Source organism: Nonomuraea sp. NPDC003754 (assembly GCF_053605785.1).
This window is the reverse complement of sequence record NZ_JBSGJX010000005.1, coordinates 208,367-224,782: the sequence shown is the minus strand read 5'-3', so window position 1 is coordinate 224,782 and position 16,416 is coordinate 208,367. Positions and strand designations below refer to the sequence as shown.

The following is a 16,416-nucleotide window of genomic DNA, read 5'->3' as shown; positions in this document are numbered from 1 at the left end:
CAGATCGGGTTGCGATTAAAACTATGAGTTCATATTTCAGAATGCAATATGCTGGCTGCCGTGGATCAGCTCCCCGACGCCGCCGTCTTCGCCCCCGTCGACGACGGATCCGGCAGGGTCGAGGTCGTCGTACGGCGCCTGGCCGAGGCGATCGCGCTCGGCCTCATCGGCGACGGCGACCAACTGCCCGCCGAGCTCGACCTGGCCGCCTCGCTCAACGTCTCCACCGTCACCCTGCGAGCCGCCCTGGCCGCGCTGCGCGAACGCGGGCTCGTCGAGACCAGGCGCGGCAGGGGTGGCGGCACGTTCGTGCGCGGCCCGGCCGACCCCTCCACCGCCAGGCTCAGGACCAGGCTGCGCGAGCTGACCAGCTCCGAGCTGCGCGAGATGGGCGACTACCGGTCCGCCATCGCCGGCGCCGCCGCCCGCCTGGCCGCCATGCGCGCCTCGGCCGACCAGATCGCCCGGCTCCACCACGTCGTCGACCGCCTCGAAGCGGCCGCCACGGTCGGCGAGCGCCGCCGCGCCGACGGCCGCTTCCACATCGAGGTCGCCGCCGCCGCCCAGTCCGTCAGGCTCACCCGCGCCGAGATCGACATCCAGTCCGAGGTGGGCGAGCTGCTCTGGCTCCCGTACGGCGAGGCCGTCGACCGGGAGGAGGTGGTGCGCAGCCACCGGCAGGTCATCGACGCCATCACCGCCCGGCAGCCCGACCGGGCACGAACGTTGACGGAGGAGCACCTCGACAGGGGCACCGAGCGTCTGATGGAGTTCCATTGGCGACTTGTCACCCAGGACCAACGGGAGTGGCGATGAGCGATCCACATGTTGCCCTCGTGGCCGCCAGGGTCCACGCGATCGTCGAGGACGTCTTCCGCGCGCTGGAGGAGATCAGGACCGGCGTCGAGGACAGCTACCGGTCCCGCTTCACCGCCGCCGACCTGGCCGGCGTCCGCCCCCAGATCTTCGGCTGCCTGCGCCGCCTGCACGGCATCGCCGCCGGCGCCGGTGTGATCGTCGCCCCCGGCGTGCTCGCCGACCGCCCGCGCTGGCTCGACTGGTGGCAGACGCCGCCGGAGGACGACCCGATCTTCCTGGACGTCGACCTCGACCCCGAGAGCCTCGACTTCTACGACTACACCGCCGCCGAGTGGTTCGCGGTGCCCCAGCGCACCGGCCGCCGCCACGTCGTCGGGCCCTACGTCGACTACGGCGGCACCGACACCTACATGCTCACCTTCACCACGCCCGCCCGCGCCGGCGACCGCTTCCTCGGCGTGGTCGGCGCCGACGTGCGCGCCGCCAGGTTCGAGGCGCTCCTGCTGGGCGTGCTGGCCGCCTGCCCGACCCCGGTCACCCTGGTCAACGCCGAGGGGCGGGTGGTGGCCGCCAACTCGCCGCGACTGCCCGCCGGATCGCTGCTCATGGCCGAGACGGCCGACAGCGAACGGCTGCCCGGCGCACCGTGGAGCGTCGTTTCCGGCGTCCGGGAAAGGGCAGTTAAGCTGGCCTGACGATCTTGCATGGAGGGCTGGCTTTGATCCCGCGGCACGAGTTCACCTTCGACCCGACCTACGGCTACGACCTCGACGCGCTGCTGGCCGTACCGGCTCCGCCGGCGCCCGCCGACTTCGCGGCGTTCTGGCGCGGCACACACGAGCAGGCGATGGCGGTCAGCGTCGCGCCCAAGCTCGGCCCCGCCGAGTGGGAGGCCGACGGCCTGCGCTTCCACGGCGTGACCTACACCTCCGTCGACGGGTTCAGGATCGGCGGCTGGCTCAGCCTCCCGCTCGACGGCCGCGTCACCAGGGCGCGCGTCGTCGCCCACGGCTACGGCGGCCGCGACCACCCCGAAGTCAGGGTCAACATCCCCGGCACGGCCACCATCTGGCCGTGCGCCCGCGGCCTGCCCGCCCGCAGCCTGCATCCCGGCATCCCCGCCGACGCCCAGCGGCACGTGCTGCACGGCATCGGCGCCCGCGAGACCTACATCCACGGCGCCTGCGTCGCCGACATGTGGTGCGCCGCCACCGCGCTGGCCGAACTCGTCCCCGAGGCCGCGGCCGTCCGGCTCGACTACATCGGCTCCAGCTTCGGCGGCGGCATCGGCCCGTTCGTCCTCGCCTTCGACGACCGGTTCACCAGCGGCGCCCTGGTCATCCCCAGCTTCGGCAACCACCCGCTGCGCGTGACGCTGCCGTGCACGGGAAGCGGCGCGGCCGTCCGCGACCACTACGCCGCCCACCCCGAGGTGCTCGACGTCCTGGCCTACTTCGACGCCGCCACCGCCGCCACCTTCGTACGCCGCCCCGTGCACGTGGGCGCCGCCCTGTTCGATCCCTCCGTCCCGCCTCCCGGGCAGTTCGCCATCTACAACGCGCTCGCCGGCCCCAAGGAGCTGTTCGTGCTGGAGACCGGGCATTACGCGCACCCGGAAGAAGCAGCGCAGGAGGCGGCGTTGACGCAGTCGCAATATCGGTTCATGACCGCTTGATAACCTCCCCGCGGTGCGATGGATCATCCATCGCGGGTAGGTCGTCAGGTTGAGAGTGCGAGGAGGAGACGTGGACATCACTCGGAGCGGCGAGTGGGCGGCGCTGAAGGCCAACCACGAGGCCGTGGCGGGCAGGCACCTGCGCGAGCTGTTCGCCGAGGACCCCGGCAGGGTCGAGCGGATGAGCATGACCGCCGGTGACCTGTACCTCGACTACTCCAAGCACCGCGCCACCGCCGAGACGATGGAGCTGCTGCTGGCGCTGGCCGAGCGGGCCGGACTGCGCGAGCGGATCGAGGCCATGTTCTCCGGCGAGCACATCAACGTGAGCGAGGACCGGGCGGTCCTGCACGTGGCGCTGCGCATGCCCGCCGACGCCAAGCTGGTCGTCGACGGGCAGGACGTGGTCGGCGACGTGCACGCCGTCCTGGACAAGATGAGCGACTTCAGCGCCAGGGTGCGCTCGGGCGAGTGGAAGGGCCAGACCGGCCAGGCCATCAGGACCGTGGTCAACATCGGCATCGGCGGCTCCGACCTCGGGCCCGCCATGGCCTACGAGGCGTTGCGCGACTACGCCGACGCCGGCATCGCCGCCAGGTTCGTCTCCAACATCGACCCCGCCGACATCCACGGCGCGCTGCGCGACCTCGACCCCGCCACCACGCTGGTCATCGTCAGCTCCAAGACCTTCACCACGCTCGAGACGCTGACCAACGCCAAAGTGGCTCGCCAGTGGCTGGTCGGCGCGCTCGGTGAGGAGGCCGTCGCCAAGCACTTCGTCGCCGTCTCCACCAACGCCGAGAAGGTGGCCGAGTTCGGCATCGACACGGCCAACATGTTCGGCTTCTGGGACTGGGTCGGCGGCCGCTACTCCTACGACGGCGCCATCGGCCTGTCGCTGATGATCGCCATCGGGCCCGAGCGCTTCCGGGAGATGCTCGACGGCTTCCACACCATCGACGAGCACTTCCGCACCGCGCCCTTCGAGGCCAACATGCCGGTCATCATGGGCCTGCTCGGCATCTGGTACGCCGACTTCTTCGACGCGCAGACCCACGCCGTCCTGCCCTACAGCCAGCGCCTGCACCGCTTCCCCGCCTACCTGCAGCAGCTGACCATGGAGTCCAACGGCAAGTCGGTGCGGGCCGACGGCACGTCGGTGACCGTACCGACCGGCGAGATCTACTGGGGCGAGCCAGGCACCAACGGCCAGCACGCCTTCTACCAGCTGCTGCACCAGGGCACGCGGCTGGTACCGGCCGACTTCCTCGGCTTCGCCGAGCCGTTCGAGGACGCCGACGGCATGCACGACCTGCTCACCGCCAACCTCCTCGCGCAGACCTCCGCGCTGGCCTTCGGCAAGACGGCGGAGGAGATCGCGGCCGAGGGCACGGCCGCCGAGATCGTGCCGCACAAGGTGATGCCGGGCAACCGGCCCACCTCCACCATCCTCGCGCCCAAGCTGACGCCGGCCACGCTCGGCCAGCTCGTCGCCCTCTACGAGCACATCGTCTTCGTCGAGGGCACCATCTGGGGCATCGACTCCTTCGACCAGTGGGGTGTCGAGCTGGGCAAGAAGATGGCGCTCGACCTGGCGCCCGCGCTCACCTCGGCCGAGGCCCCTGCACAGGCGCCCGACGCCTCCACCGCCGCGCTCGTGCGCGCTTACCGGAGGCTCAGGGGCAGGAAGGTGTGAACCCATGGCGCTGGTCCTGTTCGGCATCACCGGCGACCTGTCGAAGAAGATGCTGTTGCCGGCACTCCACCGGCTCGCCGAGACAGGCCAGCTGAAGGAACCGGTCGTCGGGGTCGCCAAGACCGACCTCGGCCTCGACGGCCTGCGCGCCTTCGCGCGCCAGGCCGTCGGGCAGGACCTGTCGCCGCACCTCGACCTGCGGCTGGTCGCCGGTGACCTCGCCGACCACGGCACCTACGAGCGGCTGCGCGATCAGGTCAACGGCCTCGGCCACCTCACCCACTACCTGGCGGTGCCGCCGTCGCTGTTCGCCACCGTGGCCAAGGGCGTGGCCGCGGTGGGGCTCAACACCGGCTCGCGGCTGGTGGTGGAGAAACCCTTCGGACACGACGTGGAGTCGGCCAGGCAGCTGAACGCCGAACTCCTCACCTGCTTCGAGGAGGAGCGTCTCTTCCGCGTCGACCACTACCTCGGCAAGGAACCCGTCGAGGACCTGATCGTCTTCCGCTTCGCCAACACCATGCTCGAACCCATCTGGAACCGCACCTACGTGCGCAGCGTCCAGATCACGCTGGCCGAGACCTTCGGGGTGGAGGACAGGGGCGCCTTCTACGACCGGGTCGGCGCGCTGCGCGACGTCGTGCAGAACCACCTGCTCCAGCTGCTGGCCTACACCGCCATGGACGCCCCGCCGTCGGCCGACGCCCGCGCCGTGCTCGACGAGAAGTGGCGGGTGCTGCGCTCGGTCCGCGCCGTTCAGGAGTCCGACGTGGTGCGCGGGCAGTACGAGGGGTACCGCGACACGCCGGGGGTCGCGAAGGACTCGCGCACCGAGACGTTCGTCGCGTTGCGCGCCACCATCGACAACTGGCGCTGGGCGGGCGTGCCGTTCTGCGTCCGCACCGGCAAGTGCCTGCCCGTCGACGCGCTGGAGATCGTCGTCGAGCTGCACCGGCCGCCGGTCGCCTACTTCAGCGCCCGGCCGGCGCCCAACCTGCTCAGGTTCCGGATGCACCCGGACGCCGGCGTGACCTTCGACCTGCTGGCCAAGGAGCTGGACGTGCTCGACCGGACGCACGAGGTGGCGGTCTCCGTCGACTTCGCCACGGCGCTCGGGCCGGCCGAGGCGGCCTACGAGCAGGTCCTGAAGGACGCGCTCGCCGGCGACCCCCGGCACTTCGTGCGCTTCGACCTGGTGGAGGAGTCCTGGCGGATCGTCCAGGACCTCCTCACCTCCGACGTCGAGCCCGAGCCCTACGCGCCGGGGACCTGGCCCGAGGCCGCCTCGCGGATCGCGCCCGGCGGGTGGCACAGCGTGGGGGCGACGACCGGCGAGAGGGCCTCGCCGGGCCGCTAGTGCTCATGCCCGGAGGAACTCGGCGATCGGCTCGGCCTGGCCGAAGACGGCGTGACCGACCTGGGGGAGCAGGTTCACGGTCGAGTGCGAGACGCACTCACGCACGCGCCGCGCGGTCTGGTGGGAGTCGAACATGGCGTCACGGTCACCGACGATGACGAGTACGGGCATGGTGAGGCCGCGCAACGCGTCGTCGGAGAACACCGGGAGCTTCTCCCTGCGCGGGTTGAAGTGCGTGAAGGTCAGGACGACGGCGTCGAGTGCCTGCCGGTCCTTCTCCCCGTCCAGTCCTGCGACGGCCATCGCCGACTCGCGCAGTCCGCCGCGTCGGAACGGGCCGGTCAGGAGAGCCTTGAAGATCCAGCCGACCTTCTGCCGTCCCACGCCGCCGGGGCACATCAGGGCCAGGCGGGTCACTCGCTCTGGACGGCGGATGGCGTAGTCCAGGGCCGTCCAGCCGCCGAGGGACGTCCCGACGAACGCGGCGCCGGTGATCCCGAGCCCTTCCAGTACGTCGTCCAGCCAGAGTGATACGGCGTCGGAGCCCAGGGCGGGGCGCGAGGGCGCGCTCAGGCCCGGCTCGCCGACGAGGTCGACGGCGTACGTGCGGAAGTGCTGAGACCAGGTGGCGACATCTTCCCGCCACATCGACGCGTTCGCGCCGGAGCCGTGCAGCAGCACCAGGGGCGGCGCGTCCTGCGGGCCGGAGACGAGGACGAAGGTCTCGCCCTCGCGAGTCGGCACCCGTACGTGCTCGGCGGGCACCGGCCAGGCGTCCAGTACCTGCCGGTACTGGTCGAGGAGTTCGCGTCCACCGGCCTCGGACTTGTAGATCATGGTCATGACACCTGCACCGCCAGCCGCGCGTCTCGCGCATCGAGATTTGGAACGAACCACACGAGGTCGGCCATCGGGACCACCTCCTTGGCACCAGCGAAGACCTTGTCACCGTGTCAAGGTCAAATGGGTTCACGCCGCGGGATCACCAGGCATTCGCTCCGCGGCGAGCAGGGGATCCCCTTGTCCAGGCACCCAGCACCCCGGGAAAGATCCGTCATCGTGCGTCGCGGATCCCGAGAATGTATGTCGCGGTAAGCGCGACGGCACGGTCTTCGTCATGTGACAGATCCGCGAGGGCTCGTGACGCTGTGGTTCCCGGGATGTCCGCGAGCGCCTGTGTCAGCCGTCGACGTGCAGCCGATTCAACGGCGCCGTGGGCGAGGCGATCGACGAGCCTGGTAGCGATCTGATCCGCCAACGCGGGGCGACCCGCCAGCGCGCTCAGGGCATCGGCCGCATCGACGTCATTCGTCCCCTCGACGACCATGTCGATGAGCGTCGGGACCGCGTCGGCTCCGCCCCGTGCCCCGAGTGCCAGAGCCGCGTACCCGCGGACCACGATGTCGGGGTTCGTGAGGGCGTCCCGCAGCAGCGTGGTCGCCTCGCCGTTCGGAAACTCGGCGATGGACTGGACGGCACGTTTGCGCACCTCGGCCACTGGTGAGCCGAGGCCCTCCGCCAGCAGCGCCAATCCGGCATCGCCCGATCGCGCCAGAGCCCATCGGAGGGCTCCGGCGACGTTCGGGTCCGTTTCGCTCAGCGCTGCCTCGACCAGTGCTTCCACCGGCACCGGAACCTCTTCGGCTGAGGACAAGGCCGCGCGCTGGCGCTTCCCGGCGCTCTTCGAGCGCAACGCCTGCAGGAGTGCGACGACCTGGAGGACATCCTCCCAGCCGGCGGGTTCTACGGCGTCGATCCGACGCAGTCGCGTGAGCAGTTCCGTCTCAGCTGCGATGCGTTCTCGCGTCTGGCGGATGAGGTCGTCGACGAGCTCTGAGGGCGTGAAGTGGGGATCGTCGAGCGCGCGCCCGACGTCACGCAGCGACAACCCCAAGGACCGCAGGCTCTCGATATGGAAGATCCGCCGAACGTCCTCGCTGGAGTACTCCCGATAGCCTGCGCCGCTACGACCTGTCGGCCGCACCAGACCAAGTGAGTCGTAATGCCTGAGCATGCGGGCGCTGACCCCGGACCGTCGTGCCACGTCACCGATCAACACTGCCCATCACTCCTCCTTGCTGACGCTGCCGAGCGCTACGACGCGCTTGGCCTCCTCGATCGCGAACTCGAATCCGGCGTCCGGGTCGCGCAACAGCCGTTCCGTGGCGATCGCGTGCGCGCGCACCCGGGGGTCGAGATCCGTCATCGCGGCGCGCAACGTTGGCACGATCACCTCACCGAGCGCGATCAGCGCCCGGCTGAGGCTCAGCCGCATCTCGCGTCCGCCGCGCCCGAGCTGCGTCGACAACACCGCGGCCAACTCGGGCTCTTCCCCTTCGGGCACCAGCACGACCGCCGCCCGCCAAGCGCTCCGCGCCACCTCATCGTCGGCGTCGGACAGAAGCGCCCGTGTGATCGCCGGCCACGCTTGCCGATCCCCGATCTTGGACAGCGTGTGCAATGCCTGGCTTCGTGCCTGCGCACGTTCCGAGCGGACTTCCTTGAGAAGCTCTGGGACCGTCATCGACGCCGAGTGGCGAGTGAGTGCCCACGTCAGCATGTCGCGCACATGGAATTCGGGCTCGATCGCGCATCGTTCGATGAGCTTGTCGATGAACCGCGGGTCAGGGGTCGTGCCGACCGCCAGCGCTGCCCGCAGCCGCACCGACGAGCTGCTGTCCTCCAGTCCCTGGAAAGCTCGAATCGTATCCGTGTCCTGTTTCTGTACGGCCATCGGGACCACCTCCTTGGCACCAGCGAAGACCTTGTCACCGTGTCAAGGTCAAGTGGGTTCACGCGGCGGGCAGGCGATGCGGAGACGCCAGGAGCTTGCGGACGGACCAGCGGGTGAACCGGGTTCGGTGGCCGTCTGGATGACGAAGGCGTCGTCGTCATCACTGAGCAGACGGGGCCGGCCGCCCGGCCGCCGAGGGTCCCGGCGGGCCGGCCCGATCTGGTTGAAGCGGTGGATCACATCGCGGACGGTGTCCTCATCGGCCCGCACCAGCCGGGCGACGAGGACATCGTGTTGCCGCCGGCCGAGGCCGGCACGATCATCGCCCGCCGACAGCGCGCCGTACTCGTGCCGCCTCGCCACCCTGCTGGATCCGTGAGCCCGCGGACCCTGACCGGCCGGGCGATCCTGCCTCCGAACGCCGATCGCACGCGATCGGCGCCATCCAGGTGGCAGGAACGCCCTCCACGCCGCTAGCGATAGACCCTGTCGTCGGCGTGGAGCGGGCGGGCCAGGCGGATGGTGATGAACTCGTTGTCGTCGGGGCTGCCCGGCCTGCGACCGGACGAGAACGGGAAGTTGTTGTCGTTGAGGAGGCCGAGCGTCCGGTCGTCGAGGATGATCACATCCTCGATCGTCTGGAACGGGAACCGGAACGTCCCGGCGGGCGAGGCGAGGTCGAGCAGGTCGGCGACCAGCGTCTTGTCGAGCGCGCCGTCGCCGTCCCGATCCCGCTTGTCGGCCAGGTAGACGCGCTTGACCTTGGCCGAGTCGCCCTCCAGGTTGTCCCGCTCGATGATCAGGAACCGGTGTCTGTCGACGGCGATCGCGTCGCCGATGGCGTGCGACGGGTCGTCGAGGCGGTAGGTCCACCGGCGGTCGGTGTAGGCGCGCCTGCGCAGGTCGAACTCGTACATCCGCAGGGTGCCCGCGGGATCCCCGCTCACCGTGCCCTCGAGCAGGGGATACAGCCGCCGGCCGTCCACCGACCTGGCCAGCCCCTCGAAGCCCTTGCTCCTGCCGAGATTGGGCTGGGCCCCGTCGAGGCCCGGATTCTCCGGCGCCTTGACACCGGGCAGCTCGATCGGGGCGTCGACGAGCTCGCCCCGCCCGTTGACGTGCAGCAGGAACGGGCCGAACTCGTCACCGATCCAGTAGGTCCCGTCGGCGGCCCGCACGATCGACTCGACGTCGAAGTCGGCGCCGGTGAGCGTCCGGTCGGGCCTGGTCAGCGGGAACGGCACCAGGCCACGCGGGTCCGACAGGTTGAAGCCGCCGAGCACCCGCACGGTCTTCGCGGCGAAATCAGGCTTGATCTGGTGCACGCGCAGCAGGAAGTCGGCACTGTTGGCCTTCGCGCCGAAGCCGTTGTCCGACAGGACATCGAAGACACCGTCACCGCGGCGCGCGATGCCGCTGAAACCCTGCACCGGCTGCCCGGGGAAGGGCGGCGTCACACCGTTGATCGGGGTGGTGCCCAACTGCGCCCCGGACGGCGGGCTGCCCGGGACGAAGGTCCGCGCCGGCAGCGAGGCGAAACCCGTCAGCGTCGCCCTGCCGTCGCCCCCGGGCCTGGGGTCGGCACCGGGGTCGGCAGCGGCGGCGGGAGCGGTGGCGCCGAAGGCCAGCGCGCCCGCGCACATCATCATCGCGATACGTCTCATGGCGGGCACCTTAGGGATGTCACATGTCCGGCTGCCGAACAGCGGGCGACGTGCAGCCGGCGGGGCGTCTCGCGTGCGGAGGCGGGCCGCCGATTGGCGCGCCCGACGGCCGGCTTGCTATACCGGGCAGGTCCCCGCATGAGAAAGCGTTGAGGTCATGGAAATCTGGATCAACCCCGACTGCTCCAAGTGCCGGTCCGCGCTGTCCATCCTGGACGCCGCGGCGGCGGACTACACGGTGCGCCGCTACCTGGAGGACCCCCCGACCGCGGACGAGATCCGTGACGTGCTGTCCAGGCTCGGCCTCGAACCGTGGGACATCACCAGGACGGGCGAGGCCAGAGCCGTCGAACTCGGCATGAACGACTGGCCGCGTGACCCGCACGATCGCGAATCCTGGATCAGGGCGCTGGCCGACAACCCGATCCTGATCCAACGGCCGATCATCACCGCCGACGACGGCTCGGCGGTGATCGGGCGTAACGAGGAGGCCGTGCGCTCCTCCCTCCGCTAATCTCGCGCCCGCACCCGAGCCCGGCCCTCCTGGCGCGCTGCGGCGGCGACCTCGGCGGGGTGGGTGAGCTGCGGGTGATGTCCCGCTCCCGGGATCTCGGTCACCGGGTGGTCGACGGCCGTCACCAGGGGGTCGGCCGATCCCACGACGATCTCCACCGGGACGGTGACCCTGGCGAGCAGCCGCCGCGACGTCTCACGTTCGGCGTGAGCCGTACGGAGCGCGGCGATCACCCGGCGGGCCACGCCGGGCCTGCGCAGGTCGGCGGCGCCGCCGGACACGGCCGGTCCCTCGGGCAGGCCCAGCGTGCCGGCCAGGCGCGCGGGCGACATCCGGCGCGCCAGCAGGGCGGCCGGCCGCGACCGGGTGAGCCGCGCGGCGGGCCGCTGCAGGAAGGCGGGGGAGACGAGCACGAGCTTGGCGATCCGCTCCGGGTGGTCGACGGCGAAGCGGAGCGCGGGACCGCACGCCAGGGAGTGGGCCACCAGCACCGGCCGCGTCGTGACCGGGCCCATCAGCTCGGCCAGCCACGCCTCCGTCGATGCCTCCCTCGACGCCTTCCTTGATGCCGCTCCCGCCCGTCGTCGGCCATGCCCACGCGTCTCAACGGCTGCGGTGCCCACAGCTGCGGCGGCCACGGATGGGGCGGCCACGGACGGGGCGGCCACGGACGGGATGTCAGCGGGTGGGATGGGGCCGGCCGGGAGAGGGCCGGAGCGGCCCAGGCCGGGGAGGTCGGCGGCCAGGACGTCGCCCGGCAGGTGCGCGGCGAGCGGCGCCCACACGTCCGCGTTCATGGGCAGGCCGTGGAGGAGCACGTAGGCCGGACGGCGCCGCTCGCCCATCACCCAGGTGCGGCTGCCTGCCACCGCCTGGTAGCCGTACGGCCGCAGCCACGGCGTGGCGGCGCCGAAGCGGGCGGCCACCAGGTCGTCCGCCCACCGGCGGAGGGCGTCGGCGACCGGCGGCATCTCCAGGCCGGCGGCGGCGGCGAAGGCGCGGGCACTGGCCGTCGGGTAGCGGTCGGCCGACAGGAACGACAGCGTCTCCGGGTCCGCGCCGGTCAGCCTGCGCGGCAGCCGCCGGACCAGGCCGGCGGGGACGGTACGGCGCGGCGCCCGGACGCCGGCGTGGTCGGCGATCGTCCTGACCAGGTCGGGCAGGAGGGGAGTGGCCTCGTCGAGCACCCAGTAGTCCTCGCCCGCCTCACGGGTCGGGATCTCCGCCAGGAAGCGCGCGAAGTAGTCGATCGTGACGACCGGCAGGAAGACGTCAGGCCCGCCGGGAAGCACGGGCAGCCGGCCGTTCCACAGGTCGGCCACCAGCGCGGCCAGGCCGATGTACTGGCCCGGCCCGATCACCGTGCTGGGGTTGGCGATGGTCAGGGGAACGCCCAGTTCGCGCGCCCGCCCGCGGACGGCCAGGTCGGCCTCGAACTTCGACGCCTCGTAGGCGCCCAGCCTGCCGTAGTCGGGACGGCCCTCCGACGCGCTCACCCGGTAGCCGCTGATGTGCACGAGCCGCCGCAGGCCCGGCAGGGTGGCGGCCCACTCCAGCACGTTGAGCGCGCCGGTCACGTTGACGGCTCGGGCCTCGGCGACGCCGAGTCCGAAGGCGAAGCGGGCGGCGGCGTTGTAGACGTCGCGGACCTCAGGCAGGCCGTCGAGTGGCCGGGTGAGGTCGGCGCCGACCACGGTCAGTCCGGCGGTGCCGATCCCCTGGGCGGCCAGCCAGGGGGTGAGGGTGTCCTCGCGGACGGCCGCCGCTACCCGCTGTCCCCTGGTGAGCAGCTCGGCGATGAGGGCGCGGCCGACGAAGCCGGTCGCCCCGAAGACGATGGCGTCCATGATGCCTCCGTTAATAGATCGGTCTACATATTTTGCGGACGTAGTAGGGCCCGGGTGCGTGACCCGGGTGCTCGGGCGGGGTTCAGCGCAGCAGCGTGGCGATCCGGCGCCCGACGCTGCGCAGCGGCTCCCTGCTCCGGTGCGCCCTGGCCAGCAGCAGGGCTCCCTCGATCAAGGCCAGGACGGTGACCGCGAGGTCGCCGGCGTCCGGGCGGCCGGCCAGCATGCCACGCAGCGCCGACTCCCAGCCGGCGTAGACCTCCGAGCAGACCTCCTGCAACGGATCGCTGGTGGCGGCCATCTCCAGCGCCACGGTGGCCACCGGGCAGCCCCTGCGCCACCCCGACTCCTCCAGCCGGTCGCCGAGCCACTCCAGCACCACCGCGACGAACTCCTCGGCGGACGCGGCGGTCGCCGCCAGGTCGTCCATCGCCTGGCCGATCTCCCCGCCCGCCCGCCGTACGGACTCGCCCACCAGTTGGTCCTTGCCGCCGGGGAAGTGGAAGTAGAGCGATCCCCTCGGTGCGCCGCTGGCCGCGATCACCTGGTTGAGCCCGGCGCCGAAGTATCCGCCGCTCTCGATCAGCTCCTGTGTCGCGTCCAGCAGCCTGGCCCGCGTCTCGGCGCCCTTCTGTCCCATGGAGCTTAAAGTAGACCGGTCTGCATATTTTGCGCAAGCCCCGGGATCGGGCGCTCCCGGCGGGGGCGGGTCGGGTCCTGAAAAGGGATAAAAGGGAACAGGGTCGCCAAGTATTTCGATATGGCGGCACGGTCGAGGGTATCCGTATTTGAGATCTCTTTGCTTCTCAATGATGTGATCGGCAGATTCTCTCACTGTTTCCAGGGTATTTCCGAGCGTGCCGTCGCAGGTCGAGCGCGGTCGAGATGCACGTTTGTCAGAACCCCGAAGTCACCTGGAAGTCAGATGTCCCTTAGTAATATTAAATGGACAAAAGGCCTCGGTCGGAACCGCCGCGCCCTGGCGTGGGCCGCCACCGCGACGATCGTCCTCGCCTCGTCCCTTCAGGCATCAGGAAACGCCAGCGCCGACATCGGCCGGGCCGCGGCCGGCGGCGCGAGGTCGACTGGGCTCGCTTCGCAGGCGAACGCGGGGCTCGTCACGCGCTCGTGCTTCCCGTGGGAGAAGAACTGCAAGCCGTGCCAGTGCCGCCATGGCTCCTGCAAGTGCCCGCCGGGGGCCAGGGGGCCCGTCGGGCCGAGAGGTCCCCAGGGTCCGAGAGGATTGACCGGCCCCAGGGGCGAGAGCGGCGAGACGGGTCCCACCGGCCCCACGGGCCTGACCGGGGAGACCGGTCCGACGGGTCCGTCCGGCGCGACCGGGGACACCGGCGCGACGGGCCCCACCGGGCCGAGAGGCGCCACCGGCGGGACCGGTGCCACCGGACCGCGAGGCGCCACGGGTCCGACTGGACCCAGGGGTGTCACCGGTCCGACCGGGCCGAGGGGTGTCACCGGTCCGACCGGACCCAGGGGTGTCACCGGCCCGACCGGGCCGAGGGGCGTCACCGGTCCGACCGGGCCGAGGGGTGTCACCGGCCCCACCGGGCCGAGAGGGGCCACGGGGTCGACCGGCCCGTCCGGTGCCGCGGGTGCCACGGGCGCGACCGGCCCGACGGGTCCGCAGGGTCCCGCCGTGAGCATCGACAGCGCGCAGTCCAACAACAACTACTTCACCCTGCTGGTGCCGGCCACCGGGGGCCTGTTCATCCGCGACTCGAACAAGACGCCCACGTGGCAGAACCTCACGCCGATCGTCCCCGCGGGGGAGACGGTGGTCGCCGCGACGATCGTGGACCAGGGGCAGCCGCCGAGCAACGACGTCCACATCTCCATCCTCACCGCCGACGGGCAGGTCTTCCAGGCGGCCTGCATCGTCACCGGCACCTACACCTGGCCGGGCAACTGCGGGCCCTTCGTGAACAACACGCCGCCGAACCTGCGGCAGTGAAACGAAATGGCGGGCGCCGCGTCCGGGAATGTTTCCCGACGCGGCGCCCGCGCGTCATTACCGCGTTTATGTGAAACGCATATCCGCCGGTGGTGCCCGGCATTCTCGGGACGGCAAAGGCGCGCGGATATGGTGTTACCGCACCGGAATTCACTCCCGCCGTTTCAGGGGCCATCGTGGGACCGACGACCGCCACCACTCCGCCGCTCCGTGCCCTTGCGCGCGCCCGGAGAACGGCCCCGCCCCGCCGGTTCTGGGGGGCGGCGCTCGCGGCCGGCTGGCTGGTCCAGGCCGTGCTGCGCGCCGCGCTCGGATTCCAGCACGCCGCGCCCCTGCTCATCCCCGACGAGTCCGGCTATCTCCTGGCCGCGCGGCTGCTGTCCGGCGGCGCCCCGAGCGACCTGTCCTGGCGGACGTTCTACCAGGGCGGCTACGCCCTGCTCATCGCCCCCGCCTACTGGATCAGCGACGACGCCCACACCGTCTATCGCCTGGTGGTGGTCGTCAACGCGCTGATCGGGGCCGGACTCGTGCTCCTGGCGTACGCGGCCTTCCGCCGGATCGGCCTGCCGCGCGGCACGGCCTACCTTCTCGCGCACGTGACCGCGCTGGTGCCGTCCGCCGTCTACTACGCCCAGTTCGCGCTCACCGACGCCGTCCTGCCGGTGATCGTGCTCGGCTGGCTGCTCCTGCTGCACGCCTGGCTCAGCGGCGGCGGCAGGCCGTACGGCGTGGCGGCCGGCGCGACGATCGCCTTCGCCTCCAGCACGCACGCGCGGGGACTCGTCCTCCTGCTAGTGCACGCGTGCCTGCTGGCCTTCGTCGTGGTACGGCACCGCCGTACCGTGGGACGGGGCAGCTGGCTGCCGGTCGCCGTCACCGCGGGCGTGGCGGGCGCCGGATGGGCGTTGAACGCCTGGGTGCGCAGCCAGATCTACCCGAGCGGGGTCGCGCCGCTCGGACAGTGGCTCACCACCCGGCTCAGCACCCTGGACGGCCTGGCGTGGACGCTGTCGGTCGCGGCCGGCCAGCTCTGGCACACGGTCGTCGCCACCGGGGGACTGGCGGGCGCCGGCCTGGTCGCGCTGGCCGCGCTCGTCCTGCGCCGCGGCGGGCCGTCCGGTGGCCGTCCAGCGCGGATCGGGTCGCCTGGCGGGCCGTCCACCGGTCATCCAGCGCCGTTCGGGTCGCTCGGGGGACCGTCGGGGTCGCCTGGCGGGCCGTCCGCCGGTCATCCGGCGCCGCCGTCGGGGTCGTCCGGCGGACCGGCGGCCGACCGGATGGTGGCGGGGACGACGCTGGCCGCCGTCGCCGGCATCGCCCTGGCCACCTCGGCCGCCCTGCCGAGCGAGGGCACCGTCGCCAACCTCGCCTACGGCAGGTATCTGGCCTGCCTGACGCCGGTGCTGCTCGTCGCCGGGCTGGCGGTGCTGGCCAGGGCCCGGCGGGCGGCGGCGGCGCGAGCGGCCCTGGCGACGGGGGTGCTGACGCTGCTGGCCATGGCGGTCGTGCGGCTGCACGCGGGGGATCGGCTGTCCCGGGACTTCTTCGGCATGTTCGACTTCCCGGAGATCTGCTTCCTCACCTGGAACTGGGACTCGCTCAGCCTGGGCCAGGCCACGGTGACCGCCGTGCTCGCGCTCACCGTGGCCGTCCTGGTGACGACGCTGGTGCGCCGCACGACCGCGCTGGTCCTCATCGCCGGCGTCTGCGTCGCGGCGGAACTGGCGATCGCCGGGGTGACCGTGTCGAAGGTCACCGCGCCGTGGGGACGCATCCTGGCGTTCGCCACCGACCTGACCCCCGCGGGGCTGCGGGCGGGCGATCGGGTGGGGATGGACTACGCGGGCGTGCACTGGCGGATCTGGGTCTCGCAGGCGTACCAGGTGCCGGCCAGGCTCGTGCCCGTCGACCCGGACCACCCCGAGTGGCTTCCCGCCGACGTCAGCCTGGTCGTGATGCCGTGGCCGGCGGGGACGGACATCAGGCGCACCTGGCCGGCCGCCCCGCCGGGCTGGTGGCCGATCACCGGCAACCGTAACCACACCGGTGACTGGGTGGCCTGGCGCCGCGCCCTGACCTGAGAGGCCCCGCGACGCCGAGCCCCGAGATGGACGAGCCCCGAGATGGACGAGCCCCGA

The 16,416-nt window shown here is 71.6% G+C and carries 15 protein-coding genes; 8 read left to right on the top strand and 7 right to left on the bottom strand.

Translation table 11 applies throughout. From position 1 onward, the window contains the following. Positions 1-60: 60 nt before the first annotated feature. The 5 genes from ACWEVS_RS09000 to zwf all read left to right on the top strand — a co-directional run bounded on the left by ACWEVS_RS09000 (position 61) and on the right by zwf (position 5,547). The gene (locus ACWEVS_RS09000) at positions 61-816 is read left to right on the top strand and encodes a FadR/GntR family transcriptional regulator (protein WP_449922630.1); all 756 of its coding nucleotides are present in this window, start codon (positions 61-63) and stop codon (positions 814-816) included. Further along, the gene (locus ACWEVS_RS08995; protein WP_354913319.1) at positions 813-1,514 is read left to right on the top strand and encodes a PDC sensor domain-containing protein; all 702 of its coding nucleotides are present in this window, start codon (positions 813-815) and stop codon (positions 1,512-1,514) included. Before ACWEVS_RS09000 ends, ACWEVS_RS08995 begins: the two co-directional genes overlap by 4 nt. Before the next feature lie 23 nt (positions 1,515-1,537). Further along, positions 1,538-2,494: an acetylxylan esterase gene (locus ACWEVS_RS08990; protein ID WP_449922628.1), complete on the top strand. Its 957-nt coding sequence runs from the start codon at positions 1,538-1,540 to the stop codon at positions 2,492-2,494. Positions 2,495-2,564: 70 nt separating this feature from the next. Further along, positions 2,565-4,190 carry a glucose-6-phosphate isomerase gene (gene pgi / locus ACWEVS_RS08985; RefSeq protein WP_452550704.1) on the top strand — a complete coding sequence of 542 codons (1,626 nt, stop codon included), beginning with the start codon at positions 2,565-2,567 and terminating at the stop codon, positions 4,188-4,190. 4 nt (positions 4,191-4,194) lie between these two features. Next, positions 4,195-5,547: a glucose-6-phosphate dehydrogenase gene (gene zwf, locus ACWEVS_RS08980; protein WP_452550702.1), complete on the top strand. Its 1,353-nt coding sequence runs from the start codon at positions 4,195-4,197 to the stop codon at positions 5,545-5,547. Positions 5,548-5,550: 3 nt separating this feature from the next. Here zwf and ACWEVS_RS08975 read toward each other — a convergent pair whose 3' ends face one another. The 5 genes from ACWEVS_RS08975 to ACWEVS_RS08955 all read right to left on the bottom strand — a co-directional run bounded on the left by ACWEVS_RS08975 (position 5,551) and on the right by ACWEVS_RS08955 (position 9,945). Further along, positions 5,551-6,390 (bottom strand): alpha/beta fold hydrolase, encoded by an 840-nt coding sequence (locus ACWEVS_RS08975; protein ID WP_452415122.1) that lies wholly within the window; start codon positions 6,388-6,390, stop codon positions 5,551-5,553. Between the two features lie 211 nt (positions 6,391-6,601). Then, positions 6,602-7,606, bottom strand: a complete 1,005-nt coding sequence (locus tag ACWEVS_RS08970) for a HEAT repeat domain-containing protein (RefSeq protein WP_452550701.1) — start codon at positions 7,604-7,606, stop codon at positions 6,602-6,604. Positions 7,607-7,612: 6 nt separating this feature from the next. Then, entirely contained in the window at positions 7,613-8,281 is a 669-nt protein-coding gene (locus ACWEVS_RS08965) for a HEAT repeat domain-containing protein (protein WP_449922618.1), read from the bottom strand. A gap of 48 nt (positions 8,282-8,329) precedes the next feature. Then, the gene (locus tag ACWEVS_RS08960) at positions 8,330-8,644 is read right to left on the bottom strand and encodes a helix-turn-helix domain-containing protein (protein WP_452550699.1); all 315 of its coding nucleotides are present in this window, start codon (positions 8,642-8,644) and stop codon (positions 8,330-8,332) included. A 110-nt stretch (positions 8,645-8,754) separates the two neighbouring features. After that, complete coding sequence (locus tag ACWEVS_RS08955; protein WP_452550697.1) at positions 8,755-9,945, bottom strand: esterase-like activity of phytase family protein; 1,191 nt, start codon at positions 9,943-9,945, stop codon at positions 8,755-8,757. 157 nt (positions 9,946-10,102) lie between these two features. On the opposite strand from ACWEVS_RS08955, the gene ACWEVS_RS08950 reads away from it, so the two are divergent. Next, the gene (locus ACWEVS_RS08950; protein ID WP_354913306.1) at positions 10,103-10,459 is read left to right on the top strand and encodes an arsenate reductase family protein; all 357 of its coding nucleotides are present in this window, start codon (positions 10,103-10,105) and stop codon (positions 10,457-10,459) included. On the opposite strand, the gene ACWEVS_RS08945 is transcribed toward ACWEVS_RS08950, so the two are convergent. Together ACWEVS_RS08945 and ACWEVS_RS08940 are read right to left on the bottom strand one after the other, a co-directional pair. Next, positions 10,456-12,306 (bottom strand): alpha/beta fold hydrolase, encoded by a 1,851-nt coding sequence (locus ACWEVS_RS08945; protein WP_452550696.1) that lies wholly within the window; start codon positions 12,304-12,306, stop codon positions 10,456-10,458. The two genes, ACWEVS_RS08950 and ACWEVS_RS08945, sit on opposite strands and share 4 nt — an antisense overlap. An 82-nt stretch (positions 12,307-12,388) precedes the next feature. Beyond that, positions 12,389-12,946: a TetR/AcrR family transcriptional regulator gene (locus tag ACWEVS_RS08940; RefSeq protein ID WP_452550694.1), complete on the bottom strand. Its 558-nt coding sequence runs from the start codon at positions 12,944-12,946 to the stop codon at positions 12,389-12,391. Positions 12,947-13,960: 1,014 nt separating this feature from the next. Here ACWEVS_RS08940 and ACWEVS_RS08935 point away from each other — a divergent pair. After that, positions 13,961-14,275 (top strand): hypothetical protein, encoded by a 315-nt coding sequence (locus tag ACWEVS_RS08935; protein WP_449922608.1) that lies wholly within the window; start codon positions 13,961-13,963, stop codon positions 14,273-14,275. A 176-nt stretch (positions 14,276-14,451) separates the two neighbouring features. Continuing rightward, positions 14,452-16,359: an ArnT family glycosyltransferase gene (locus ACWEVS_RS08930; RefSeq protein WP_452550692.1), complete on the top strand. Its 1,908-nt coding sequence runs from the start codon at positions 14,452-14,454 to the stop codon at positions 16,357-16,359. Positions 16,360-16,416: the final 57 nt, after the last annotated feature.